This is a genomic window from Roseibium sp. MMSF_3247, assembly GCF_030733765.1.
In the GTDB taxonomy this organism is placed as follows: Bacteria; Pseudomonadota; Alphaproteobacteria; order Rhizobiales; family Stappiaceae; genus Roseibium.
This window is the reverse complement of record NZ_JASHII010000004.1, coordinates 261,504-284,545: the sequence shown is the minus strand read 5'-3', so window position 1 is coordinate 284,545 and position 23,042 is coordinate 261,504. Positions and strand designations below refer to the sequence as shown.

At 56.7% G+C, this 23,042-nt stretch carries 21 protein-coding genes; 11 read left to right on the top strand and 10 right to left on the bottom strand.

Annotated features, from left to right (window positions below):
* Nucleotides 1-77 precede the first annotated feature (77 nt).
* Both RBB44_RS15245 and RBB44_RS15240 read right to left on the bottom strand, forming a co-directional pair.
* A complete protein-coding gene (locus tag RBB44_RS15245) occupies nt 78-620 on the bottom strand; it encodes an amino acid synthesis family protein (protein WP_306148557.1) in 543 nt (180 codons plus the stop codon).
* Entirely contained in the window at nt 620-1,795 is a 1,176-nt protein-coding gene (locus RBB44_RS15240; protein WP_306148556.1) for an MFS transporter, read from the bottom strand. The genes RBB44_RS15245 and RBB44_RS15240 overlap by 1 nt, the downstream gene beginning before the upstream one ends.
* A 221-nt stretch (nt 1,796-2,016) precedes the next feature.
* On the opposite strand from RBB44_RS15240, the gene RBB44_RS15235 reads away from it, so the two are divergent.
* On the top strand, nt 2,017-2,823 hold the full coding sequence (locus tag RBB44_RS15235) for a LuxR C-terminal-related transcriptional regulator (protein ID WP_306148555.1): 807 nt from the start codon (nt 2,017-2,019) through the stop codon (nt 2,821-2,823).
* Between the two features lie 244 nt (nt 2,824-3,067).
* On the opposite strand, the gene RBB44_RS15230 is transcribed toward RBB44_RS15235, so the two are convergent.
* The 3 genes from RBB44_RS15230 to rplM form a co-directional block, all read right to left on the bottom strand.
* Nucleotides 3,068-3,607 carry a YqaA family protein gene (locus RBB44_RS15230; RefSeq protein WP_306148554.1) on the bottom strand — a complete coding sequence of 180 codons (540 nt, stop codon included), beginning with the start codon at nt 3,605-3,607 and terminating at the stop codon, nt 3,068-3,070.
* A 466-nt stretch (nt 3,608-4,073) separates the two neighbouring features.
* Nucleotides 4,074-4,550 (bottom strand): 30S ribosomal protein S9, encoded by a 477-nt coding sequence (rpsI, locus tag RBB44_RS15225; protein ID WP_306148553.1) that lies wholly within the window; start codon nt 4,548-4,550, stop codon nt 4,074-4,076.
* A 2-nt stretch (nt 4,551-4,552) separates the two neighbouring features.
* Complete coding sequence (rplM, locus tag RBB44_RS15220; protein WP_306148552.1) at nt 4,553-5,020, bottom strand: 50S ribosomal protein L13; 468 nt, start codon at nt 5,018-5,020, stop codon at nt 4,553-4,555.
* Nucleotides 5,021-5,325: 305 nt separating this feature from the next.
* Between rplM and RBB44_RS15215 the strand changes: the two genes are divergently transcribed.
* Nucleotides 5,326-6,594, top strand: a complete 1,269-nt coding sequence (locus RBB44_RS15215) for a GGDEF domain-containing protein (protein WP_306148551.1) — start codon at nt 5,326-5,328, stop codon at nt 6,592-6,594.
* Between the two features lie 24 nt (nt 6,595-6,618).
* Here the strand turns inward: RBB44_RS15215 and RBB44_RS15210 are convergent, their stop codons facing one another.
* Together RBB44_RS15210 and RBB44_RS15205 are read right to left on the bottom strand one after the other, a co-directional pair.
* Nucleotides 6,619-7,044 carry a PaaI family thioesterase gene (locus RBB44_RS15210; RefSeq protein WP_133947078.1) on the bottom strand — a complete coding sequence of 142 codons (426 nt, stop codon included), beginning with the start codon at nt 7,042-7,044 and terminating at the stop codon, nt 6,619-6,621.
* A gap of 100 nt (nt 7,045-7,144) precedes the next feature.
* On the bottom strand, nt 7,145-8,488 hold the full coding sequence (locus tag RBB44_RS15205) for a ferredoxin reductase family protein (RefSeq protein WP_306148550.1): 1,344 nt from the start codon (nt 8,486-8,488) through the stop codon (nt 7,145-7,147).
* A gap of 212 nt (nt 8,489-8,700) precedes the next feature.
* Between RBB44_RS15205 and RBB44_RS15200 the strand changes: the two genes are divergently transcribed.
* The 3 genes from RBB44_RS15200 (at nt 8,701) to RBB44_RS15190 (ending at nt 11,026) form a co-directional block, all read left to right on the top strand.
* Nucleotides 8,701-9,177, top strand: coding sequence for a hypothetical protein (locus RBB44_RS15200; protein ID WP_306148549.1), 477 nt, complete (start codon nt 8,701-8,703; stop codon nt 9,175-9,177).
* Between the two features lie 227 nt (nt 9,178-9,404).
* Nucleotides 9,405-10,190, top strand: coding sequence for an ABC transporter substrate-binding protein (locus RBB44_RS15195; RefSeq protein WP_306148548.1), 786 nt, complete (start codon nt 9,405-9,407; stop codon nt 10,188-10,190).
* A gap of 80 nt (nt 10,191-10,270) precedes the next feature.
* The gene (locus RBB44_RS15190; protein ID WP_306148547.1) at nt 10,271-11,026 is read left to right on the top strand and encodes an ABC transporter substrate-binding protein; all 756 of its coding nucleotides are present in this window, start codon (nt 10,271-10,273) and stop codon (nt 11,024-11,026) included.
* Nucleotides 11,027-11,078: 52 nt separating this feature from the next.
* Here RBB44_RS15190 and RBB44_RS15185 read toward each other — a convergent pair whose 3' ends face one another.
* On the bottom strand, nt 11,079-11,444 hold the full coding sequence (locus tag RBB44_RS15185) for a VOC family protein (protein ID WP_306148546.1): 366 nt from the start codon (nt 11,442-11,444) through the stop codon (nt 11,079-11,081).
* Between the two features lie 233 nt (nt 11,445-11,677).
* Here RBB44_RS15185 and RBB44_RS15180 point away from each other — a divergent pair, with 233 nt between their 5' ends.
* Complete coding sequence (locus tag RBB44_RS15180) at nt 11,678-12,400, top strand: hypothetical protein (protein ID WP_306148545.1); 723 nt, start codon at nt 11,678-11,680, stop codon at nt 12,398-12,400.
* Nucleotides 12,401-12,432: 32 nt separating this feature from the next.
* Here RBB44_RS15180 and bmt read toward each other — a convergent pair whose 3' ends face one another.
* Together bmt and RBB44_RS15170 are read right to left on the bottom strand one after the other, a co-directional pair.
* Nucleotides 12,433-13,464, bottom strand: a complete 1,032-nt coding sequence (bmt, locus tag RBB44_RS15175) for a betaine--homocysteine S-methyltransferase (protein WP_306148544.1) — start codon at nt 13,462-13,464, stop codon at nt 12,433-12,435.
* Between the two features lie 193 nt (nt 13,465-13,657).
* Complete coding sequence (locus tag RBB44_RS15170) at nt 13,658-16,219, bottom strand: FAD-dependent oxidoreductase (RefSeq protein ID WP_306148543.1); 2,562 nt, start codon at nt 16,217-16,219, stop codon at nt 13,658-13,660.
* Nucleotides 16,220-16,570: 351 nt separating this feature from the next.
* Here RBB44_RS15170 and RBB44_RS15165 point away from each other — a divergent pair, with 351 nt between their 5' ends.
* The 5 genes from RBB44_RS15165 to RBB44_RS15145 all read left to right on the top strand — a co-directional run bounded on the left by RBB44_RS15165 (nt 16,571) and on the right by RBB44_RS15145 (nt 23,039).
* A complete protein-coding gene (locus RBB44_RS15165; RefSeq protein WP_306148542.1) occupies nt 16,571-18,112 on the top strand; it encodes a trimethylamine methyltransferase family protein in 1,542 nt (513 codons plus the stop codon).
* A gap of 18 nt (nt 18,113-18,130) precedes the next feature.
* A complete protein-coding gene (locus tag RBB44_RS15160) occupies nt 18,131-18,499 on the top strand; it encodes a GFA family protein (protein ID WP_306148541.1) in 369 nt (122 codons plus the stop codon).
* A 149-nt stretch (nt 18,500-18,648) separates the two neighbouring features.
* Nucleotides 18,649-19,818, top strand: coding sequence for an AGE family epimerase/isomerase (locus tag RBB44_RS15155; protein ID WP_306148540.1), 1,170 nt, complete (start codon nt 18,649-18,651; stop codon nt 19,816-19,818).
* Between the two features lie 133 nt (nt 19,819-19,951).
* Nucleotides 19,952-20,863: a bifunctional methylenetetrahydrofolate dehydrogenase/methenyltetrahydrofolate cyclohydrolase FolD gene (folD, locus tag RBB44_RS15150; RefSeq protein ID WP_306148539.1), complete on the top strand. Its 912-nt coding sequence runs from the start codon at nt 19,952-19,954 to the stop codon at nt 20,861-20,863.
* Between the two features lie 190 nt (nt 20,864-21,053).
* A complete protein-coding gene (locus RBB44_RS15145; RefSeq protein ID WP_306148538.1) occupies nt 21,054-23,039 on the top strand; it encodes an autotransporter assembly complex family protein in 1,986 nt (661 codons plus the stop codon).
* Nucleotides 23,040-23,042: the final 3 nt, after the last annotated feature.

Here is a 23,042-nt window from a genome sequence, read left to right as displayed (position 1 = left end):
TAAGACTGTGATGGACGGAGATAAGTTCTCGCTCGGCAGACCTCTCTGATCTGGAGTGTCCAGCCAGTATACAAAGGCTACTTTGTCGGCCCGCTCCCGACCCGCGCTCTAACACGGGGTCCATCGGCCATACCGAGGCATACAACGATTTCATCAGCTCTTGGTGCGTCGGCAAGGCTAACAGTCATTGTGTCAATGTGGTCGAACGACCAAGCCTCATCCTTGTGGCCAAGCGGCAGATCCACTGCAACACCCATTGCACCCACTTTGACATTTGATGGCATCAGGGCCTGACCGCCACCGATTTGGCTCCGCACCGGTTTGCCAAACCTTGGGTGCAACAATGCCGCTCCATGTTCGGCGATGCCGTCAAGACCGACAATTGCTGCCTTGCCATAGGACACTGCTGGACCGCCAAGGCTTTTCACAACGTCAGCTGCAAGCTTTTCGCCCAACATCGCTCCGCTCTCAAAAAGCGCAGAAAGATCGTCTTGCTCCAGACCAGCAAAAGGGTTTTGAATCACGGCCATCGCCGCGCATCGGATCTGTGGCGTAGACACAACTCCGGTTTCATCGGTTTCAGTCAACTCACGGATTAAAACGGTTTTCCGGATGTGCATTACGTTTCTCCTTTGACCAGTCGTTCCGCACCCTGTCTCTGAACCAAGCGGAATGCTAGGGCAGCAGGAACAACTGCAGCAAACAAACACATTCCAAAGATCAGCGCCGCACCCGGGGTGCCAACACTATCGAAAATTGCGCCAGAAACCGGCGGGGCCGCGGTCATGATGGCGTAGTAGATGGTGAAAAAGATCCCCATTCCGAATGCTCTGCGTTCCGGGGCAACAGCCTGGCCGGAAAGTGCCATGATGATCCCGGCCGGCGCCATACCGATCAGGCCGAAGAGCAAACTCGCGAAAAGTCCGGCAGAGGGAACGTGCAAGAGCACAAGTGCCGCGATGGCGCCTGTCATGCAGATGATCAGAACAAGGTCCCTGCGGCCGAACCGATCCACGATTTGACCGCATATGGCCCCTGATACGATCATCAACCAGCTCCCAACGCTGATTACGCCCGCGGCAGCGATACTCGACAAGCCATGCACCTCAAGCATCTTTGGGCCAAAGCTGAGATAGACAACATAGCCTGCGTTAAAGACGGCCCATGCGACGCCCGCACAAACGATGAGTGCCCATTCCGTTCGCGATAACTGGAATGCCCCTTTTGATGCAGGGCCGCTGTGTGTTTCAGGTGGGCGGTAAAACATCAGGACAGCGACAGCCGCGAGCGCGCAATAGAAGGCGGCGGACAAAAATGGCACCCGCCATCCATGAACTTCTATGAGCCAGGCATAACCCGCTTGCCCCATCGCGATGCCAAATGGCCAACTCATGACGAGGATACTCATCGCAGTTGCGATTTCGCGTCCATCGAACCAATCGGCAACCATCTTGGTAAAGTACAAATTTGCGAACAGGAATCCTGCCCCTGCCATAAGCCGGCCAAGGGCAACCAGAGTGGGATCGTTCGCCAACCCGCACATGACGCCGCCAAGGGCAAGTGCGGCAAGGCCGCCACCCGCCAGCAACCGATCAGAAGCGTAACGGCCAGAGAAACCTGCCGGAAGGGCGAGAAACAGGCCTGGCGCCATAAACAAACCGATCAGCAAGCCAACTTCGGCATAGACCAATCCGAAACTCATTGCGAAAGCGTCTCCACTCGACGCCATGGTCTGAAATTGCAAGCCGAGCCCGACCCGGGCAAAGAAGAGGAGTGATAGCATCCGCCAGCGCATCGCTCACCTCCAATCGGATGCAACAATGAACTGCTGCTCTTGCTTGACCGTCATGACGCTTCTCCTTGCCACACCATGACGAAAGGTTATCAAGCGGCGCAATTTCCAAGTATCATGCGAATGCAGTATTTTATGCGAAGAGATGCAGTATTAGTCTGACGCAAATGCCGGGGCACTGGCTGTGTTAATCGGGAAATGGCACGAGAAATATGAAAAACTCTATGAAGCCGGCGTCCGATATTCTCAGCCCACGTGAGTTTGAAATCGCGAGCAGCTATGCGGACGGTGACACTTATCAAAAGATCGCCGACCGGCTTTGTCTCGCACCGTCTACAGTCCGCACGCACCTTGCAACCGTCTACCGCAAGCTGGAAGTTTCCTCAAAACTTGCACTGCTAGCCCGGCTGAACGGGGATCAACCCAGCAACGAAGACCAGACGGACCATGCGGCCGTCATATCGGAATTGGCCCTCAGTCTGGAAGAAGCCTTGCGCCGAGAGCGCACGATGGCTGAGGTTTTAAAAATCATCAGCCGATCACACGGGGATATCGACGCCGTAATGGCCGCGATCCTCGGCTTTGCTCTGGAGTTGTGCGAAGCCGAATTCGGGGTTCTCTTCGAACACCACGGCAACAATCAATTTTCCGCCAGTTTCTATCGTGGCATACCGTCGGCATTTCGCGATTGGTTTGTCGAACAAGGCGCATTTGCTCCCGGTGCACAAACTGGATTGGGCCGGATGGAAAACACCCACGAAGTCATAAACATCTTCGACGTTCGGGCCGAGAAAGTTTACCACACCGATGATCCGCTCCGGCATGCAACAGCCAAGCTGGGTGGTGCCCGATCCTTTGTCGCTATCCCGATGCTGTCCGGCGACCGGTTGGTCGGAGCCTTCACAATTTACCGGCAACAAGTCCGACCGTTCAGCCGCGAGGCAACAGAACTTGCCCATACCTTTGCCGATCAAAGCGTGATCGCTCTGGAAAATGCCAGAATGTTCAGCGGCTTGCGCTCAGGCAATTGATCTGAGACCCGGGATACCTCCAGCACTTTTATCCAGCTCGGACGCACTGAGCATCATGCCGAGCGGTATCGCCAAACTCCACGATGGCAATGTGGCGTGCGATCCATCGGCCTTCCGGCCCCCCGCCTTTGACCTCGATCTCCTGTGCCTCCCGCCGACAAAATGACCCGGCCCACAAATGTTTCCGAGCACAGGTTCAGCGCTTGGCCAGGACCTTTGAGGCTTAAGAAGGTACGCCGACCGATCACACGAGCTTAACACCCCGGCGACGCTTTCGCAGACTGGAAGTTTTGATCATTACGAATGCCAAGCCGAAGTAGCGCGCGCCGCGCGACAAGGCTGCCGCCAACATAAACAACGGGAACGCCATTCCCGTGGCTCCAGCCAAGAGCATGGCAGTTTGGAATGGTATTGGCACGACGCCAATGACAAATACGGCAAAGAAACCGTAAGCTTTCATCCATTCTTGCGTTGTCGCAAGCCCAGCCTGCCAGCCGAAGGTGTCAATCAGGAGCAGGCCGACACTTTCAAAAAACAGCCAGCCAACCACGTAGCCGACAGCCGCGGCTGCAAGACACCCGATCGTTGCCATCGCGGCCAAAGTCCAACCGCGCTTGGGATTGAGCAGCATGAGCGGAGCCAGAACGGCCTCAAGCGGGACAGGAACCACTGTCGCTTCGGCGAAACTGACAACCGCGACACCAATATTGCCTGACCGGGAATTTGCCAGCCGCCATGACCAGCGAAACAACCGGCGGCGTTTACGGCCCGCTCCCGAAATCATCGGCAGCGTCTTTCATGTGGGACAAAGTCTTCATCCAGAAGTGCTGCTCTTGAGGGACACAGGTCCGTCGCAACAAATGCCTGGATGTCACGCGCATTGTCTTTTTGCCGGAACTTCAGCGGATTAGAAATCCACTCCATCAAGCCCTTAAGAAATCTCATCATCCAAGCAGAAAACCATAAACCAATGTTGTTACATTTTTGGCATTCGGGCCGCGACGTGGAACCAACGCAGGTTCAACACGTGGGCGCGGTCTATGTCATGCTCGTAGGCCATTTCTGCAGTCCATCAGCCGAATTGATGGACAGTCAGGTAGATGGGAACTTCGTTGAGTTTCGCAATGGAAAAATCGCCGCGGTTCGGGAAAACTGACGGGCCGCTCAATCGGCTTTGCAGTCTTGTCATACAAAAAGCCCGCCGGAGCGATCCGGCGGGCTTTGAAGTTTCGAACCAGTAAGTCCAGCGATTAACGCTTGGAGAACTGGAAGGACCGGCGAGCTTTCGCGCGGCCGAATTTCTTACGTTCAACAACACGGCTGTCGCGTGTGATGAAGCCGTTCTTCTTCAAGATCGAACGCAGTTCCGGCTCGTAGTGGGTCAGAGCCTTGGACAGGCCGTGGCGCACAGCACCCGCCTGACCGGACAGACCACCACCGGTAACGGTGGCAACGATGTCGAACTGACCATCACGCTCGGTGATCATCAGCGGCTGTTTCAGGATCATCTGAAGAACCGGACGAGCGAAATACTCGGTGAAGTCCTTCTTGTTGACGATGATCTTGCCGGTGCCCGGCTTGACCCAAACGCGGGCAATCGCGTCTTTACGCTTGCCGGTTGCGTATGCACGGCCCTGTGCGTCCAGCTTCTGGACATGGACCGGAGCTTCAGGGGCTGCGGTGTCGACCGCGCCGCCCAGTTCTTCCAGGGATTGCAGCTCAGCCATTGTTAAGCCCTCTTGCCGTCATTTTTTGCGTTGAGGCTCTTCACGTCGACCAGTTCCGGCGACTGAGCTTCATGCGGATGGTTCGGACCAGCGTAGACCTTCAGGTTGGACAGCTGCTTGTTGGACAGCGGACCGCCCGGCATCATGCGCTGAACAGCTTTTTCCAGAACGCGTTCCGGAAAACGGCCTTCGAGAATGCCGCGTGCTGTACGCTCTTTGATGCCGCCCGGGTGGCCGGTGTGCCAGTAGTACTTCTTGCTGTCGTACTTGCGGCCGGTCAGAACCACTTTGTCGGCGTTGATGACGATGACATTGTCACCGGTGTCGACGTGCGGCGTGTAGGTCGGCAGGTGCTTGCCGCGCAGATGGTTGGCGATGTAGGCAGCCAAACGGCCAACAACCATGCCTTCTGCGTCGATCAAGATCCACTTTTTCTCGACCTCGGCCGGCTTGGCAGAGAAGGTCTTCATGAGTTCGATCCATGAGTTCAGGTTAAAGAAAAGGCCCGCGCGGCTTTCAAGAAGCACAGCGAACGGACCTTCAATTCGTTCGGATCGAGCTTATACGCCTGTCCAAATTGGGCGTCAAGAACCTTTATTCGCGCAACGCTTAAAATAACATAATAAAATCAAATATTTGAAAAAACGGTATTACATTACCGCATCTTTTTTGCGTCTTTTGATGGCTTATCGTCATCCTGCAGCGTCGGTGAGACCAAAGCGCTGGAATTGGCAGCATTCAATTTTCCGCTATTTTACGCGCCCTTAAGCGGTCGATGGCTACGATCTCCATCGGATATGACTGGGAAACCCTGATGAACGTCACACGTTTGTATGAACAACACCGCTATACGCTTCTTGCCGCAGCAACGGGAACGCTGGCCCTGATCGGCATCGTGTGGATTGCACTGGACACACTTATAGACTGGCAGGTCCAGGAAGCCATCAAGCGCAATGCTGAGGAACGGGCGCTCAATTGGTCCCACAATTTCCTGGAAACCACGCCGTCTGCAATTGAACTGATCCAGACAGGCAAAGGCGATATGAACGATATCAACCGTCTGGAAGACTCCTTTGCACTGGTGAACATCATCCGCTTTCAGCTCTTTGACGAAGAAGGCAGACAGACCTTCCTGTCGAACGGGAGCCTGGACCGGAACAGCAATTACGGTGACGCACCCAACGAGAACGCTGTTCTCGCCTTCGAAACGGGACAACCTGTCATCGAAGTTCATCACGATGACAATGACGAGCGGACGGATGGCGATCCTCGGGTTCCCGAGACCTATATCGAGGCGTATGTGCCGGCGATCACCTCTTCCGGCGAAAAGGTTGGCACGATCGAGCTTTATGTTGATGCCAGCGCCTTTGAAGAAGCTTTGGAAGAAACCTTTCAGGAAGTCAGCATATACCTCGTCGCCGGAACCGTGCTCGTTCTTCTGTTTCCGATCGGCGCATTCGTGCGCCGGACCCAACAACTTATGCAAAACGACAAGCGCATGCTTGAGTTGACGCGGTATGATCAGCTGACCGGGGTTTTCAATCGCAACTCGACCACGCAGCATTTGAAGGCACTGTTCATCGATCCCGACAGGGCGGCCGGAACCGGCATTCTTTTTGTTGACGTGGACTATTTTAAGCAGGTCAACGATAAGTACGGCCACGCCTGTGGTGATATCCTTTTGAAACATATCGCGGATGTGCTGAAATCCAGTATCCGCCTCAAAGACGATGTCGTTGGCCGCTATGGCGGGGATGAGTTCGTGATTCTGTGCCGGAACATCACGAAAGAGGACTTCCGGGGGCTCTGGCAGCGCGTCATGGAAGGCGCCAAGACGCCCTGCACCCACGAAGGCAACAGCTACACACCCAGCTTGAGCGTTGGGGCTTATCTCTCGCGCGATGGAGACACGGAAGATCTCGCCCTGCACCGCGCGGACTTGGCGGTCTACGCGGCCAAACGCGGCGGGCGCAACCAGGTCGTTGAATACTCAGAAAATATGGAAGGGCTTTTCAAGGATGAAGCCGCTCAGAAAAGCGCCTGACACTATCAGGAGTATTTTTGTCGATTACCGCGGTGGGATTGAATAGGTGGCCGTTGCATGGGCAACCATATCGTCTTGTCCCTCCCCGGCAATCGCGCAGTCGACCACGGCCAAACGTTTTCCGAGCTTCAAAAGACGGCAAGTTGCCAGCAGATCGCCTGGCTCCGGCTTTCTCAGGAAATTGATGTTGAGATTGGTGGTGACCGCCAACGCCTGCGGCCCGATATGCGCCAGAATGACGACATAGGCCGCAAAGTCAGCCATCGCCATCATGGTCGGACCGGACACCGTGCCACCGGGACGCAAATGCCGCTCGTTGGCTGACAGGCGTAGCACGGCTTCGCCGGGCCCGACACTCTCGATTGCATAGACGCGGCCATCGGCATGGATTTGAGGAAAAACCTCATCCAGCATCCCCATGATTTCATCAGCGTTCATGATCGGCTGCATCGACTCTCCCAATCCATTCAACTTGCAATCGTTCTATCTCTTTGACTTACGTAAACGTCAAAGCAGTTCTGATGCAAGTGTGTTCGCGGGATAGATCGTCTTATTCAGCAGGTTCGGTATTTCTGGAAACCCGTTTTTCCACTTCATAGATACCGCGAGCCCAAAGCCACACAGCAAGCGCCTGGAGGCCAATTCCGGTGCGCATCTCAAATTCCTCAAAGTGGAACCTGGACGCCTTGAGCCCCTTGAGTACCAGACCGGATCTGAGCGCCTTGCGCATAGGCACAGGCCCGCAAAAGAAGACGTGCGCATTCTCAACATCGCCGCCAAGGTCGGACACGATGCGATCCGAAGTCAGCCGGATGCCCTCTGCGGAGTTGACGATGATCAGTTCCAGCGTGTCCACCTCTTCTGCCAGCCGTTCAAGTTCGACCACATAAGGAATGTCGTCCCGCTCCCGGACGCAATAATAGAGCTTTACCGGACCGGTCTCCCGGCCCTTGAGACTTTCCGCAAAGGCCAGAAACGGGGTGATACCAACACCTGCCCCAATCCACACCTGAGGATCCCGACTACGGGGCATCGAAAAATGCCCAAATGGACCCGACACGGTTGCGCCCATGCCCGGCTGAACCGTTCTTTGCAGCCGGTCGGTGTAATCGCCAAGATCCTTGATGGAAAACCGCAGGACCTTGTCGTCTGCCGGCGCGCCACTGAGCGTAAATGGGTGCTCCTCCCCCAGTCCGCCACCATCGATCGACAGAAACGCAAATTGCCCCGGCTTGTGCCGCATCCCGCGCCCCTTGGGCACCAAGACCAGCTCAGTCAACCCGCCGACCCGACGGACAAGATCCACTTCATATCTGTGACCGCGCGGTGCCATCGGGCGAAGGATAGATATCCGTACATAGGAAAGTATTCCTAAAATACAGAATGCCGAAACATAGAGCCCAAGCGGATCGAAGTTGGAAAAGGGCTTTGCAATGAAGAAGAAGTGAAAGGCTCCGAGAAAGAAGAACGCCCCGATGATGCGGTGGCTCCATTTCCAAAGGTGATAGGGAATGAAGGTGATGACAGAGGCCAGGATCAGGATCATCAAGCCATAAAGGCTGATCTCACCGATATCTTCGGCAATTCCGGAGAACGTCCCGCCGCGCAACCCGCTCATCTCCGCATCAATGATGTCATGCAGCCCCATGGCGACAAGCGCTATGACACCCAGCCACTTGTGCAGCACGTATATCCGGTCAAGCGGACCAAAAACGATCTCCAAACCCGGGGCCCTCGTGGCAACAAATTGATTGATGCCCATCAGGATGAGAGCGGCGGAGCCAAGATATTGGCTGAACAAGGCAATTGGGTCCCGCTCGGAGGCGATCGGCGCAAACCAATAAACCGGTATCAGGACCGCAAGTGCAATGAGGACAAGGCCGAGGGGGCGCATTGGGGAATTCCGTCTTCTTGGCTTTTGGCTCAGCAAAACGCGAGGGCAGATGCACTCTGCCTTAGAAGAGCTCCATGACGGTGGCAAGACCGGGCGTGGGCCAACAAAAGATTATCGGACTGATTTTCTGGTATTTATATAAAACGTTTATCGAAACCCGGCAGGCACCTGGTGACCCAACGCTTGGTCAAACCTCATCTGGAGGCATGCACATGACACGATACGGCCTTATCGCAGCTTTAACCGCCAGCATGCTTGCAAGTGCGGCGCATGGCGAAGACTGGACATATCTGGATGACCGGTCGACACCTCAAAAACTGGTTGAAAGCTATTATTATGCGATCAGCAACCAGCTTTATGTTCAAGCTTACAGCTATTTTCAAACGGACATGGCGCCCAAGGATTTCAAGTCCTGGTCGGAAGGTTATGCGGACACCAAAAGTGTTGAAGTGACGTTCGGCCCGACCGAGCCTGATCCGGGTGCCGGTCAGATCTATTGGGGCCTTCCGGTCGCACTCAACACCACCAAGACCGACGGCTCAACTGTCATTTTCTCAGGCTGTTACACGATTCACATGGCAAATCTTGGAATGCAGACAGAACCACCCTTTCAGCCAATGGGGATCGTCGAAGCATCGCTTAAGGAAACGGACGTTCCTTTTGAAAAGGCCGCCCCTCAAAAGTGCTGAGCTTTGACTACAAAGGGCGTAAGAGACAAGGCGAACACCTTCATCTAGTCATTTCCGCGTATCATTCTGAAATACATGACTTTCTTGGAGTGCTAAGCGACCAGCTCAAGCTTTCATAAATAGTGATGTGATTCAAAAGCGCTGCGAACTGCGTCGTAAACCAAATTTAATTCAAAATCTATCGAAACTGCTTGTCCAACTCATCACGAGGACTGCGGATCGATAGTATGGCGACAGGATATGTGTTCCGGAAGTTTGTTCTTTCTGCAGCGTTCTTGCTGGCCCTAATCCTGTCCGCCGCCGCGGCGCCTTTGCAACTCGTAACGCTTCAATATCCGCCTTACGAGTATCAGGATGGCGACAAGGTAGACGGCATCGTCGTCCGCTTGTTGCACCACGCTTTTGAACAGCTGGGGCGGGACATAGAAATTACGGTCCTTCCATGGAAGCGCGCTCAACTCATGGCCAAAAAAGGCCAAGTCGACGGCATATTCACCGTATATGAGACGCCTGAACGGCTGAAGTACCTCGACTATTCCAAGAAGGTCCTTATCCCACAAACAGTCTCCTTATGGGCGCTTCGCGAAACCGAAGTTGCCTATGACGGCACCATGGAAAGCCTTGCGGATCTTTCAATCGGCCTTGTTCTTGGAGTGAGCTACGGCGAAAAAGCCGACCGGGCGCTCAAGAGCGGTGCTTTGAAACACCTGGAGTATGCGCCGGACAGCGCGCAGAACATCAAGAAACTTCTGGCAGGCCGCACATCCGTGGTCATCATGAACCGCTACGGCGCCCTGCACCATTTGCACCTTCAAGACGGCTTTGAACGGGTCAAAGAACTGACGCCCGAAATCTCTTCGGTTCCCTCCTATGTGGCCTTCTCGAAACTTCGAAATCACACGGTGCTGAGAGACCAGTTCGATCACGTCTTGGAGACCATGATCGCCTCTGGCGACTATGCGCGGATCATCGACGACTACTTTGCTGAAAAATCGGCAAAAACACAGTTTTGACATTTCCGCCCGGGTGGCGGTTCGAGACGTCCAATTTCTGTCCCGCAGGTTGGGCGTCAAAGCCAAGGATGGAGGCACACATGAAGCGACTCGCACACATTACTCTGATTGCAATGGGACTGGCGTTCTGCGCAACAGCGGTCAAAGCAGAAACCGTCAGACTTGTGACCCTTGAGTACCCGCCCTACCAGTATGCGGCCGGATCTGATGCCGACGGCATCGTCGTGCGCATCCTGCGCGAGGCATTTGCCAAAATGAACGCGGACATCAGCATTGAGGTCTTGCCCTGGAAACGGTCTCTGAAGATGGTCGAAACCGGCGATGCCGATGCCATATTCACCGCCTATAAGACCGCCGAACGGGAAACCTTCCTCGACTATTCCAAAACCGTTCTGATGCCGCAGGTCGTCTCCGTTTGGGTCAACAAGGACAAGAGCGTTGCATTTGATGGCAGCATGGACAGTTTAAGTGATGTCTCGATCGGCCTCGTCGACGGGTTGAGCTACGGCGGCACGGTTGATGACGCTATCAAATCAGGTGTTTTGACGTCTCTCGACTACGCCCCGGAAAGCTCCAACAACATCAAAAAGCTCATGGGTGGCCGGATCGATGCCGTCATCATGAACAAGTACGGCGCCATGCATCACCTGAAAAACCTGGGCGGTCTGGAGAAAGTCGCAGAGCTCCAGCCGGAGCTGTCTTCTGTTCCGTCTTACATTGCTTTTTCAAAAGCCAACAATCTGGCCGGTATGCGGGATGAACTCGACACCGTCCTGCAAGGCATGATCGACAGCGGCGAGTATCAAAGCATCATCGACGCTTATTTCGCCCAGTAACCGAATGCTCCAACCTTGCGCGGCCCCGCCCCTTTTTGGTGGGGCCCTTTCTTTATGCCGGTTCAAAGAGCTCAACAACGTTTCCGGATGGATCCCGGCACAGGATCTGTTTTCCGCCGGGCCCGATGACGATGTCGTTGAGAAACGGGAATTCTTTCTGCCCGAGCTCGGTCACAAGCGTTTCCAGATCAGCCACAATAAGGACGCAGCGGTTCCACCCTCCAGATTGCGGGACAGTTCCATCTGCCATCGGCTTTGACGCAGACGCCATTGGCCCCGCCAGCCAGAGCTCAAGATCATCGCGCTTGAGAATCGCCATCGCCGGCCCAAATTGCTGTTTCAGGTCAAATCCGAGTTGATCCCGATAGAAGGAGACGGCCTCATCGACATTTTCAACAAGATACCGGAAATGCGCCACTGAAGTCCCCCTCCGGAATACAACCAGTAATCGAACACTAACACTCACGTGCACATCTGTCATTTGTACGGGTAAACACCACAGATACGGCTGCCCGCACTCAAAGCGCGCGCCTCCCGCAAAACGCGCGATTATTGACGTTACACGCTCAACCTACATATCTTTACAATCTTTCGGTGAACTTCGGGTGCTGTTGCACCTTTTGTGGAATACCATCGTGTAAGGAACAGGAGATGCACAACAGCAGCAGTGGCCCGCGCGCGGACCAAGTGCGCTGCGACGCGCTCTTCACGTACATCTTCATGCTGGTATCGTCTGCGCTGGCCACACTGGGCCCGCCGGATGCCGCGTTTTCCAGAAGTCTCAGCCCGAAGTTTCCGGCCGCATACTATGCAGAACAAGGCAACAAATACTTCGACACACTAGACAGCTATGCGTCCCGCGCCTCAAAGCCCATCTATTCCACCCATGTGATCCGGTGGGAGTGGCCTCCCTGGCTGTACCTGACCGGTCACAAGGACCACTGGATGACGATGGACCGGTTGCTTGTGCTCTATCCGACGCGCGTCCTGAACCGGGACTGCCGCAGTTTTGAGGTCCAACCTTTCAGCCGGTGCCGGGTCACTTTCCACTATGAGTGGATCGATTCCTATGTCGATATTTATCAGGAGTTCACCTTCAATGATTACGGGCAAATCACCTTCATCGAAGCATGGACCGATGAAGCCGGTTTTCTCCCGATGAATGCAACAATTGACCGTTGGGCCGAGGGGAAAGCGGTGAACAGGCTGTCGACCCGCGTACCAGGCCTTGGCCGCGCTGATGGGCGGTATCAAGCCATACCGCCACAGCACCTTGCCCGCGTCGACCGCGATCTGCGAAACCTGCAGATCCGTCTCCGAGTCCCGGTGATCGCATGGCTGGTCGAAAGCGTGCGGTTCACTTTCAACGCCTAAGTGATTTTGGTCCGCAGATGCCAGTCTTCCAATTAACCCCGGCGACGGCCGCGGCGGCGACCGGATCCGGCACCCTCGCCTTCTGCGGCGCGCGCAGCATCGGCTTCCTTGTTGGGCGGAGACACAAGCGGGCCAATCTCTGAAATCACCTGATCGAGCGTCGGACGCACACCCTTTTTGTAGTCGTCAAGCGCAAGACGCATTGCCTTCAAATGGGAGGGAGACGTGCCACAACATCCACCGACAATGCGCGCTCCTGCGTCCAAAGCCATGCGGGCATAGTCCGCCATCAATTCTGGTGTACCTGTATAGACCACCTCATCCCCCTTGATTTGGGGAATGCCGCAATTGGCCTTGGCAACGACAACCGCGTCCGGATAAGCCTCGGTGATCTCCATGATGGCCGCCAGCAAATCGGAAGCACCGACGCCGCAGTTCGACCCGATGGCAACCGGCGTGCAGGCAAACTGGCCCTGCAAATCCCCTAGCCCCTTTGGCGACAGCCCCATCATAGTTTTGCCGGCCGTATCGAAGCTAGCGGTGATGACCAGAGGCATATCAAAGCCTTGAGCCGCTTCCGCCGCTGCCTTCATTTCCTCAATCGCAGACATGGTCTCGACCCAGAGCACATCCACACCGCCCTCAACAAGCCCTTCGATCTGTTCCCGAAAGGCCTCAACGCCCTCTTCATAGGACAATGCACCAAGTGGCTGGAACAGTTCTCCGGTTGGACCGATGGAACCACCGATGAGTACGTCCCGGCCAGAAGCGGCGATCACGTCCTTGGCGAGTTCGACCGCGGCGATATTGAGTTCCTTCACGCGGTCCTGCGCGCTGTGAAGCTTCAACCGGTGCCGGTTGCAGCCGAAGGTGTTCGTCAGAATGATGTCGGACCCTGCATCGACGAACGACTTATAGAGCGCCTTGATCTTTTGTGGTTCGTCCATGTTCCAGAGTTCCGGCGCGTCGCCGGACACCAGCCCCATATCGAACAAGTTGGTGCCCGTTGCCCCGTCCGCCAGCAATGCACCTTTTTGAGCGAGGAAATCTTCAAACTTCGACATGTCTTTTTGGTCTTTCCGAGTCGTCTCGAGCCCGAAGGCAAATCTGAGGCCTGCAATAGCAGACCCCGCGCGGATGTCCACGCGGGGTTTTGTTTTTCCGGTTCGTCGGCTGTTCCAGCCCTGCGCCGGGAGCTAACCAGTTGTTTGATGGCCCCGGTTCAAGCCCGGGACTGCGGTCAATATACGCTGCGCCTTAGCTCCGCGGTTTGGCGTTCTCCGGATCGTAGAGCGGCGCATAGCCGACACCGGCAACTTCCACCGGATAGCTTTCGGAGAAGTACTCCACCTGAAGCTTGCGGCCGACTTCGCAGTACTCTTGAGGCAGATAGGCCAGCGCAATGTTTTTGCCGATGGTCGGGCCGTATGCGACCGAGGTGGTGTAGGAAATGCGGCCGAGCTCATCGACCAGTGTCTTGCCGGTGTCCGGATCCTGAACCGGCATCGCACCGACCGGGAACCGCTCAACGCCGTTTGCATCCGTGTTTTCCTGCATGACCAGCGTGCAGAGCATCGCAGGTTGCTTGTCGCGCGCACGGTACTCCAGATGCTTTTCCTTGCCGCGGAAATCGGCTTCCTTGACCTTCGGACGAGCCAGATCCGCCTCATAAAGGTTGTACTGGGTCAGAAGGTCGGCGTTCTGGAGACGCAGAGATTTTTCCAGCCGCCGGGAGTTGGCGTATGTTTCAACACCAACGGCCATGATGCCTTCCGCACGCAGCGCGTCCCAGACAGCCAGACCGTCCTCATACTTCATGTGAAGTTCCCAGCCCTGCTCGCCAACGTAGGACAAGCGAAGCGCGGACACTTTCTTGCCGGCGATTTCCAGGTTGCGGATCGCGGCAAACGGGAAGTTTTCCGGATCAAGAGCCGCTGGATCGGAGACGACTTTCTTCAGGTTTTCACGGGCATTCGGACCCCAGATGCCGATGGTCGTGTACTCTTCACTGACATCGGTCACCGTGACGTCAAAACCTTTGTCTTCCGCAATGCGCTTTACATAGTGATAGTCGCGCGGCCCGGCATCGGCGCCATCAACGATCCGGCAGCGGTCTTCCATGCGGAAAATGGTGAGGTCAGCGCGGACATTGCCTTCATCATCGAGGAAGTGCGTGTAGATGCCTTTGCCGATGTTGTTGTCGCCGCCAATCTTGGCCGCGCACAGCCACTCCATCAGTGCAACATGGTCCGGACCTTCCACATCGAACATGTAGAAGTGCGACAGGTTAATGATGCCGCAGTCTTCGGAGAGCGCCAGCTGCTCGGCATTGGAAACGCGCCAGAAGTGACGGTTGTCCCACTCGTTTTCGCGGACCGGAACCTTGTTGCCGTAGTTCTCCAAAAGGTGCTCATTGGCCGCGTAGCCGTGCGCCCGCTCCCAGCCGCCAAGCTCCATGAAGTATCCGCCAAGCTCCACCTCACGCTCATAGAACGGCGAGCGCTTGATGTTGCGTGATCCGGCATAAGGCTCGCGCGGGTGGATTGCCGGGAAGTAGATCTTCTGCGCCGCCTCGTAGCACCGGTCCTCGATGAACTTTTCTGTCATCTGGTGCGGATAGAAACGGGAATAATCGATACCCGCATGATCGATCTCAGTGCGGCCATCGGTCATCCAGTCGGCGATCAGCTTGCCGTAGCCCGGACCGTCCTTGACCCAGATGGCAACGCAGTACCAAAGACCGCGCACCTTCTGACTTTCGCCGCAGGATGGACCGCCAGCGGCCGACACCTGCAACAGGCCGTTAAACGACCAAGTCTCGTTGTAGCCGAGTTCGCTGAGGATCGGGGTCAGTTCCATCGCCTTTTCAAGCGGTTCGATGACCTGCTCCAGCTCCAAGTCGCGCTGTGAGGGAGACAGGCGCGCCTCTTCCTTGGACTGAAGATCACGCGGGTGGCACATACGCGGATTGGTTGTCTCGTAGTAGCCCCACTCGATCTGGCCACCTTCGGTGGTTTTCGGATCGCCCGTATCGCGCATATAGGCGGAGTTGCCCTGGTCGCGCAGCAGCGGATAACCAATGTCCTTGCCGGTGCCCTCAAATTCATTGAACGGACCGAAGAACGTCAGCGGGTGGTCAACGGGCATGACCGGCAGATCCTCACCCACCATGTTTGCGATCAGGCGTCCCCAAAGACCGGCACAGACAACAACATGATCGGCCATGATCGTACCGCGGTGGGTTTTCACACCGGTGATCTTGCCGCCCTCGACAATCAGGGACTGCGCCGGTGTGTTGGCGAAGGATTTCAGCTTGCCACTTTCAACGCCCATGTCGACAAGCCGGCCGGACAGCGCCTGGGACCGCGGCACAACAAGACCGGCGTCCGGGTCATAGAGGCCGCCCTGAACCTGATCTTCCTCGATCAGCGGGAACATTTCCTTGATTTCGGAGGGTGTGACGAGGCGGACATTGGTGCCGAATGCCTTGCCGGAGGTCACCTTGCGCTTGATTTCCTCCATCCAGGCATCGTCGCCGGTCCGGGCAATTTCCAGCCCGCCGACGCGCTCGTAGGCGCCCATCTTGTCGAAGAAGTCGACGGAATAGAGCGAAGTCCATGTGGACAAGAAGTCGTGGCTGGTGGTGTAGCAGAAGTCTGAAGCGTGGGCGGTGGAGCCGACGTCGGTTGGAATGCCAGACTTGTCGATGCCGACAATGTCCGTCCAGCCGCGCTCGATCAGGTGATGCGCAACCGAAGCGCCGACGATGCCGCCGAGACCGACGATGACGACCTGTGCCTTGTCAGGAAAAGCTGACATGTTTCATTCCTCTTCAAATGGCAGGAAGCGCTGTGCTTAAACGCGCTCCCCTCCGCTTGTCCCATCCACGAAGGATATTCTTCTGCACCCCGGAGCCATTGCCCCGCCGATTTGGCCGCCAGTATTGCGACACTCGGGAGGGCAAAGTAGCTCAATTGCGTCATGGGAGCATGTTGCGACGACACGCAGCAGAATTTCAGCCCGGCAAACCGCGGCCGTCCGACGCAGGTGCCGGAACCGCCGCAATGACGGAATTAGGGCATGATAGGACGCATCCGCACCAAGATCGCTGGCCAAGCCCTCTAAGACTTGAGATAACGACACAAATTTTTCTGTTCAGGGAGCCCCTCAATGTCAGACGCCGCCGTCAGCACCGGCCGCCGTGGCCGATCCGCCCGCCGCGAAAGACGCACCGCCACGTCCGGAGGCGTCGGCGCTCCTTATATCAGCCGGGGCATTCCGAATTACGAAGTGCTGAGCGACGAGAGCGCGGCCACCATTGAGGCCAACGCGGATCGCATCCTTGCTGAAATCGGACTGGAGTTCCGTGAAGATCCAGATGTCCTGAACATCTGGAAGATTGCAGGCGCAGAAGTTGACGGCGAGCGCGTTCGCTTTCCGAAGGGCATGCTGCGCGAGATCCTGAAAACGGCTCCGGCACAGTTCACACAGCACGCCCGCAATCCGGCGCGCAATGTGGAAATCGGCGGCAATAATCTTGTATTTGCCCCGGTCTACGGCCCTCCTTTCGTTACCGACCTTGACCAAGGTCGCCGCTACGGCACGATCGACGACTTCCGCAACTTCGTGAAGCTCGCCTATATGTCCCCGTGGATGCACCATTCCGGCGGCACCGTGTGTGAGCCGGTCGATTTGCCGGTCAACAAGCGTCACTTTGATATGGTCTATTCCCATATCAAATATTCCGACAAGCCGTTCATGGGATCCGTCACAGCGCCGGAACGTGCAGAAGACTCGGTTCGGATGGCCCAGATCACGTTCGGCGAAGACTTCGTCGACCAGAACTGCGTAATGATACAGCTGATCAACGCCAATTCGCCTCTGGTGTTCGACGCAACCATGCTGGGCGCACTCAAGGTCTACGCCCGGAACAATCAGGCTTGCATCGTCTCGCCGTTTATTCTGGCCGGTGCGATGAGCCCTGTGACCGTTGCCGGTACTCTGGCACAGGTTCTGGCCGAGGCATTGGCCGGCTGCGCCCTCACCCAGCTGATCCGTCCCGGCGCTCCGGTTGTCTTCGGCGCTTTCGTGAGCTCCATCTCCATGCAATCCGGTGCGCCAACTTTTGGAAGCCCGGAAGGCTCGCTCCTTTTGAATGGGGCAGCAAAGCTTGCCCGCCGCGCAGGTCTTCCGTTCCGCTCCGGAGGCTCGTTCACCGCATCCAAACTGCCGGATGCACAGTCCGCCCAAGAATCGGCTCAGACAATAACGGCTACGGTCCAGGGCGGCGTGAACTTCTGCCTGCACGCAGCTGGGTGGCTCGAAGGCGGCCTTTGCTCGTCCTATGAAAAGTTCATCATGGATGCCGATCAGCTCGGCATGATGCATGTCCTGGCCAAAGGCATCGACGTAAACGACGAGTCGCTCGCGATGGACGCCTTGGAAGAAGTCGGCCCGGGCGGCCATTTCCTTGGCGCTGCCCACACACAACGCAACTTCGAGAGCGCCTTCTACCGCTCCAGCGTTGCGGACAACAACTCCTATGAGCAATGGCTCGCGGATGGTGAACTGGACGCGGCAAAACGGGCAAACAAGATTTGGAAAGAGCAGCTTGCGGCTTATACAGGCCCTGCTCTCGATCCGGCCATCGACGAAGCACTGTTGGACTTCATGGCAGAGCGTAAAGCGTCCTTCCCGGACAGTAACGTTTAAATCGCCCGGAGTGATACGATGAAAGGCAGCTGTCTTTGTGGTCGTGTCACCTATGAAGTAACGGGGCCATTGCGCCCCGTTGTTGCTTGTCATTGCGTCCAGTGCCGCAAGACATCCGGTCATTTTGTCGCCGCCACACAGGCGGCGAAGAAAGACCTCCACATTCAGGGCGAAGACAATCTGACCTGGTTTCAGTCCTCCGATTGCGCTCGCCGCGGTTTTTGCGCAGCCTGCGGTAGCCAGCTCTTCTGGGAGCCGGACGGCCAAGACGCGGTGTCGATTATGGCCGGCACACTGGACGGCCCAACCGGCCTTCAAATCAGTCATCACATTCACACCGATACCAAAGGTGATTACTACCTGTTACCGGACCGTGCTTCTGAGTAAGCGCCTTCAGCGACGTCTTACCGGCAAGGGAAACGCGAAAAACGCATTGATCAGATTACCGGTTTGCTTGTTTGCCACGTTGGTCTAACCTGCCGCCCACTCCTGCCAGCAGGTCCTGCAAAATGCACTCGGTAACGTGATAGGTGACCATGTCCTCTGAAACCGCGCACGTCCAAAAACTCGCCGATGACCTGACACGTTGGCTAACGGAGGACGCATTGCCGGCCTGGCAAGCGGGCGGCATAAATTCAGACACTGGCGAGTGTTACGAAACCATCGACCTTGCAACCCAGCAAGGCGTGCCCAAAGACCGCCGGGCGCGTGTTATTCCACGGCAAATCTACTCGTTTCTTGAAGGAGCCCGGCTTGGCTGGACGGGCCCGTCGGAGAGCATAGCAACCCGGCTCTGGGCCTGGTTTTCGGACACCTACCGGCTGCCGGATGGCACCTTTGCGGCCACCGCGGCCGTGGACAACACCCTGACCGATGCGCGCTTCGATCTCTATAATCAGGCGTTCGTGCTTTTTGCCTTGGCCCACATGGCCGACAAGATCCCGGCCTGCGCGAGCAGCGCCGAAGCAGATGCTAAGTCACTCGTTGAGGTATTGGTCAAAAGCTACAAGCACCCGGTCATCGGGTTCCGGGAGGACAATCCGGACCGCATCCCGCTGCGCGCAAATCCCCACATGCATCTGTTTGAAGCTGCAATGGCTTGGGAAAGCATCTCCAACGACCCGATGTGGTCCGGCATGGCGGATGAGTTGGCCGAGCTGGCACTGACCAAACTGATCGACCCGGTGAACGGTGGGCTGCGCGAGTTTTTCGATCTTCACTGGGGGCCGTTGCCCGGCGACGAAGGACGGATATTGGAGCCTGGACACCATTTTGAATGGGCTTGGCTGCTGGTCCGGTGGGGCACAAGCCGGGCCGACGCGGATGCACTTGTCGCAGCCCGGCGGCTCTACGACATCGGCTGGACCTACGGCATTGACGAAAGCCGCGGCGCAACCTTCATGTCGATCAACGACGATTTCAGCGCGCGCGACCCAGTCGCACGACTCTGGGGTCAAACCGAATGGATCAAGGCAGCCATCGCCTTGGCCAGTATATCGGTCGGCGCGGAACGTGAGGCCTATACGGCCGACATTTCGCTCTCGGTTGCAGCGCTAACAGCTTATTTTGAGGACGTGCCCGCCGGCCTTTACCGGGACAAGTGGCACGTGGACGGCTCGTTTGAAGACGAGGCCGCTCCTGCCAGTTCGCTCTATCACATCGTCTGCGCCATTTCAGAATTGAACGCATTCGCCAAGTCGCTGTAACTGCGACTTGAACATGAATGGCGAATGCAGAGCACGATAAGACGTTTTCCGCATTTTACAGAAGCGACGGGCGCTCTATAGCTGAGCACCGGATAGGATTCGAAAACCGATCTGAGGTTCAAAGGGAGGCGGAATGCCACAAGCTCAAATCATTGACGGCAAAGCCATTGCGGAATCCGTGCGTGGTGAGATCACTGAACGCGCAGCAAAGCTGTTGAGCGAAACCGGCAAACGCCCCGGCCTTGCGGTTGTTCTTGTCGGAGAAGATCCGGCAAGTCAGGTCTATGTCCGAAACAAGGACCGCGCTGCCGAAGCGTGTGGCTTCCATTCCGTGAAGCACACCATGCCTGCCGACTCCAGCGAAGATGCAGTGCTGGGCATGGTAGATCAGCTAAACAACGACCCAGACATTCACGGGATCCTCGTGCAGCTTCCCCTGCCCGGCCATATCGATGAAAGCAAGGTTCTGCGCCTAATCAAGCCGGAAAAGGATGTCGACGGCTTTCACCCGATCAATGTTGGTCTTTTGACCGCCGGCGAACGCGACAGCGCACTCGTCCCCTGCACGCCTGCGGGCAGCCTTGTGCTGTTGAAGCGCACCCTCGGCGACACTTTGTCCGGCAAGAATGCTGTTGTCGTCGGCCGTTCGAACATCGTCGGCAAGCCGATGGCCTCGCTGCTGCTGCAAGAAAGCTGCACCGTCACCATCGCCCACAGCCGCACGAAAGACCTGCCCGGCGTTGTCCGCGCAGCCGACATTGTCGTTGCAGCCGTCGGACGGCCTGAGATGATCAAGGGCGATTGGATCAAACCGGGGGCCACAGTGATTGATGTTGGCATCAACCGGATCCCGGCACCGGAAAAGGGTGAAGGCAAAAGCCGTCTTGTCGGCGATGTCGCCTTTGACGAAGCCGCAGAACACGCCGGCGCCATCACGCCTGTACCTGGCGGCGTCGGACCGATGACGATTGCCATGTTGATGGTCAACACGCTAACCGCCGCCCGACGGCTCATGGGCCTACCGGAAGACGAGCCGCTTTTTTAGCTGTTCCGCTAGGTCAAACCGCCGCCTTGCATTCGGCCTGCCGCCATGGTCTATCAATGTTGACAGCCTCTTAACCATGGCCAACTAAGCTGCGCCATGTAGGGACTGCAATTGCAGATAAGTTGATGGCATGACAAAGGACGCTAAGTGCTTGGTCATGCCGACTTTAAACCTGAACAGGCGGCAGTGAGTGAAGGGTCTACCGTCTCAAGCGTTCGGACATGTCCGGCGCCTGCGCTCAAGCGCAAGAGATGCACGCGTTCACATAAAGAACGCGGCACCCTTTTTGCTGTCCACTTCTTCACTATTGGCCCTCAGCGTCTCAGTACCGCTCCTATTGGCGCCACAGCCCGCACACGCATTTGAAATCTTCGGCTGGAAGTTTTTTGAAAACGGCAAGGAAGAAGAGGCCGCCGTCCCGGATCCCATCGCCTATGAGGCAGAGGTTGCTGTATCTGAGCGCAGTGATGCTGATCTGACCGAGGAAATAACCGCCACGTCGCTTCTGGTTCAGCAAGTGAAAAAACCGCCCTCGGGTGAAGCCGGGTTGATCGCCCGGTCCTTGTCGGACCGGGAACGTTTGATCGCCCGCCTTTATGCCGATGGGCGCTACGGCGGCACAGTCAGCATTTCTCTTAATGGACTGCCGCTTGAAAGCGCGCTTGAACGTGCCGGCTTGCCGGACGGGCGGCCTGTTCAAGTCAAGATCCTGGTGGACCCGGGCCCGGCTTTCACATTCGGCACTGTCACAGTACAAAGCCCCGGCGGCGAACTCTCGACCGATCCTACTTTCTGGGGTCTTGCTCCCGGAGAGCCCGCAGGCTCCGGCAAAATTCTGAGTGCCGAGCGCCGAATTGTCACGATGTTGCGTGGACGCGGCTATCCGGAGGCGAAAATCGCAGAACGCCGGATTACGGCAGATCACAGCTCCGATCGATTGGACGTCGCCCTGGTCGCAGAAGCCGGTCCGCAGGCAAGGTTCGGCAAGGTATCGGTCTCAGGCACCGAAGTCACAAAGCCGGAGTTTGTGGTCCAGCAGGCGATGATCCCGGAAGGTGGCATCTATTCACCCGAAGACATCTCACGCGCTCGGAAACGCTTGAACGACCTCGGCATTTTTTCCTCAATCCGGTTTGTCGAAGGCGACATTGCAAGACCGGATGGCACGTTGCCGATCACCATCCAGGTTACCGAGCGCAAACGCCATGTCATCGGTGCGGGCGCGTCCTGGTCCAGCACCGAAGGCTTCAGTGCGGAAGCCTACTGGCGCCGCCGCAACCTGTTTGGCGGCGGGGAAACCCTGTCGGTCGAAGGCTCGATTGGCCGGATCGGGTCCGAGAGCATTGCCAACCAGGAATACTCCGCCCGCATTGCATTTGAAAAACCCGGTGTTTTCGGCCCTCTCACCAGCTTCACGACAAGCCTTGAAGCCAAGCAAGAAAACCCGGATGCCTACATCAGCCGGACGCTGACTTATGACGCATTCCTGAGCCGGGAATTCAGCGAACAGGTAAAGGGCCGGGCCGGCTTTGAAATCCAGTACGCCGACGAAGAAGACGCATTTGGCGACAACCAATATCTTCTGGTCGGGCTTCCGGCGGATCTGACCTTCGACAACCGGGACGACAAGCTCAATCCGTCAAAGGGTGTCTTTGCGGCGCTCTTTGGCGAGCCGGCCTATGATGCCAAGAACGGCAACGGAATGGGTTTCCTCCAAGGAACCGTTTCAAGCTACTACGCCCTGGATGAAGCAAAACGCTTTATTCTTGCCGGAAAGCTGTCCGCCGGATCAATCATCGCGCCGTCTGTGTCGGCCGTGCCAGCGAACCGCCGTCTCATTGCAGGCGGCGGCGGGTCAATCCGCGGCTACGCTTACCGGAACGTTGGCCCGCGGTTAAACGGCGAAGTTGTCGGCGGGCGCTCGCTCATCGAGATGTCCGGCGAAGTTCGCGTCAGGATCACCGAGACAATCGGCGTCGTCGGCTTTGTCGATGCGGGCAATGCTTATGAAGATACCATTCCTGATTTTTCTGATGGCCTTAAGATAGGCGTGGGCGCCGGACTGCGTTACTTTACGCCCATAGGTCCCCTTCGAGTCGATGCGGCCGTCCCGCTCGACCCGGAACAGGACGACCCGAGTTTTGCCCTTTATGTTGGACTAAGCCAGGCCTTCTAACGC

Bases quoted from the DNA above. Each gene is read 5' to 3' on its own strand.
- RBB44_RS15200 (WP_306148549.1), top strand. From the start codon at position 8,701: ATGACACGATACGGCCTTATCGCAGCTTTAACCGCCAGCATGCTTGCA.
- bmt (WP_306148544.1), bottom strand. From the start codon at position 13,464: ATGTCGAAGTTTGAAGATTTCCTCGCTCAAAAAGGTGCATTGCTGGCG.
- RBB44_RS15210 (WP_133947078.1), bottom strand. From the start codon at position 7,044: ATGCAGCCGATCATGAACGCTGATGAAATCATGGGGATGCTGGATGAG.
- rplM (WP_306148552.1), bottom strand. From the start codon at position 5,020: ATGAAGACCTTCTCTGCCAAGCCGGCCGAGGTCGAGAAAAAGTGGATC.
- RBB44_RS15155 (WP_306148540.1), top strand. From the start codon at position 18,649: ATGTCCTCTGAAACCGCGCACGTCCAAAAACTCGCCGATGACCTGACA.
- folD (WP_306148539.1), top strand. From the start codon at position 19,952: ATGCCACAAGCTCAAATCATTGACGGCAAAGCCATTGCGGAATCCGTG.
- RBB44_RS15205 (WP_306148550.1), bottom strand. From the start codon at position 8,488: ATGCGCCCCCTCGGCCTTGTCCTCATTGCACTTGCGGTCCTGATACCG.
- RBB44_RS15215 (WP_306148551.1), top strand. From the start codon at position 5,326: ATGGCTACGATCTCCATCGGATATGACTGGGAAACCCTGATGAACGTC.
- RBB44_RS15240 (WP_306148556.1), bottom strand. From the start codon at position 1,795: ATGCGCTGGCGGATGCTATCACTCCTCTTCTTTGCCCGGGTCGGGCTC.
- RBB44_RS15190 (WP_306148547.1), top strand. From the start codon at position 10,271: ATGAAGCGACTCGCACACATTACTCTGATTGCAATGGGACTGGCGTTC.
- RBB44_RS15230 (WP_306148554.1), bottom strand. From the start codon at position 3,607: ATGATTTCGGGAGCGGGCCGTAAACGCCGCCGGTTGTTTCGCTGGTCA.
- RBB44_RS15245 (WP_306148557.1), bottom strand. From the start codon at position 620: ATGCACATCCGGAAAACCGTTTTAATCCGTGAGTTGACTGAAACCGAT.
- RBB44_RS15235 (WP_306148555.1), top strand. From the start codon at position 2,017: ATGAAGCCGGCGTCCGATATTCTCAGCCCACGTGAGTTTGAAATCGCG.
- RBB44_RS15195 (WP_306148548.1), top strand. From the start codon at position 9,405: ATGGCGACAGGATATGTGTTCCGGAAGTTTGTTCTTTCTGCAGCGTTC.
- RBB44_RS15180 (WP_306148545.1), top strand. From the start codon at position 11,678: ATGCACAACAGCAGCAGTGGCCCGCGCGCGGACCAAGTGCGCTGCGAC.
- RBB44_RS15170 (WP_306148543.1), bottom strand. From the start codon at position 16,219: ATGTCAGCTTTTCCTGACAAGGCACAGGTCGTCATCGTCGGTCTCGGC.
- RBB44_RS15160 (WP_306148541.1), top strand. From the start codon at position 18,131: ATGAAAGGCAGCTGTCTTTGTGGTCGTGTCACCTATGAAGTAACGGGG.
- rpsI (WP_306148553.1), bottom strand. From the start codon at position 4,550: ATGGCTGAGCTGCAATCCCTGGAAGAACTGGGCGGCGCGGTCGACACC.
- RBB44_RS15165 (WP_306148542.1), top strand. From the start codon at position 16,571: ATGTCAGACGCCGCCGTCAGCACCGGCCGCCGTGGCCGATCCGCCCGC.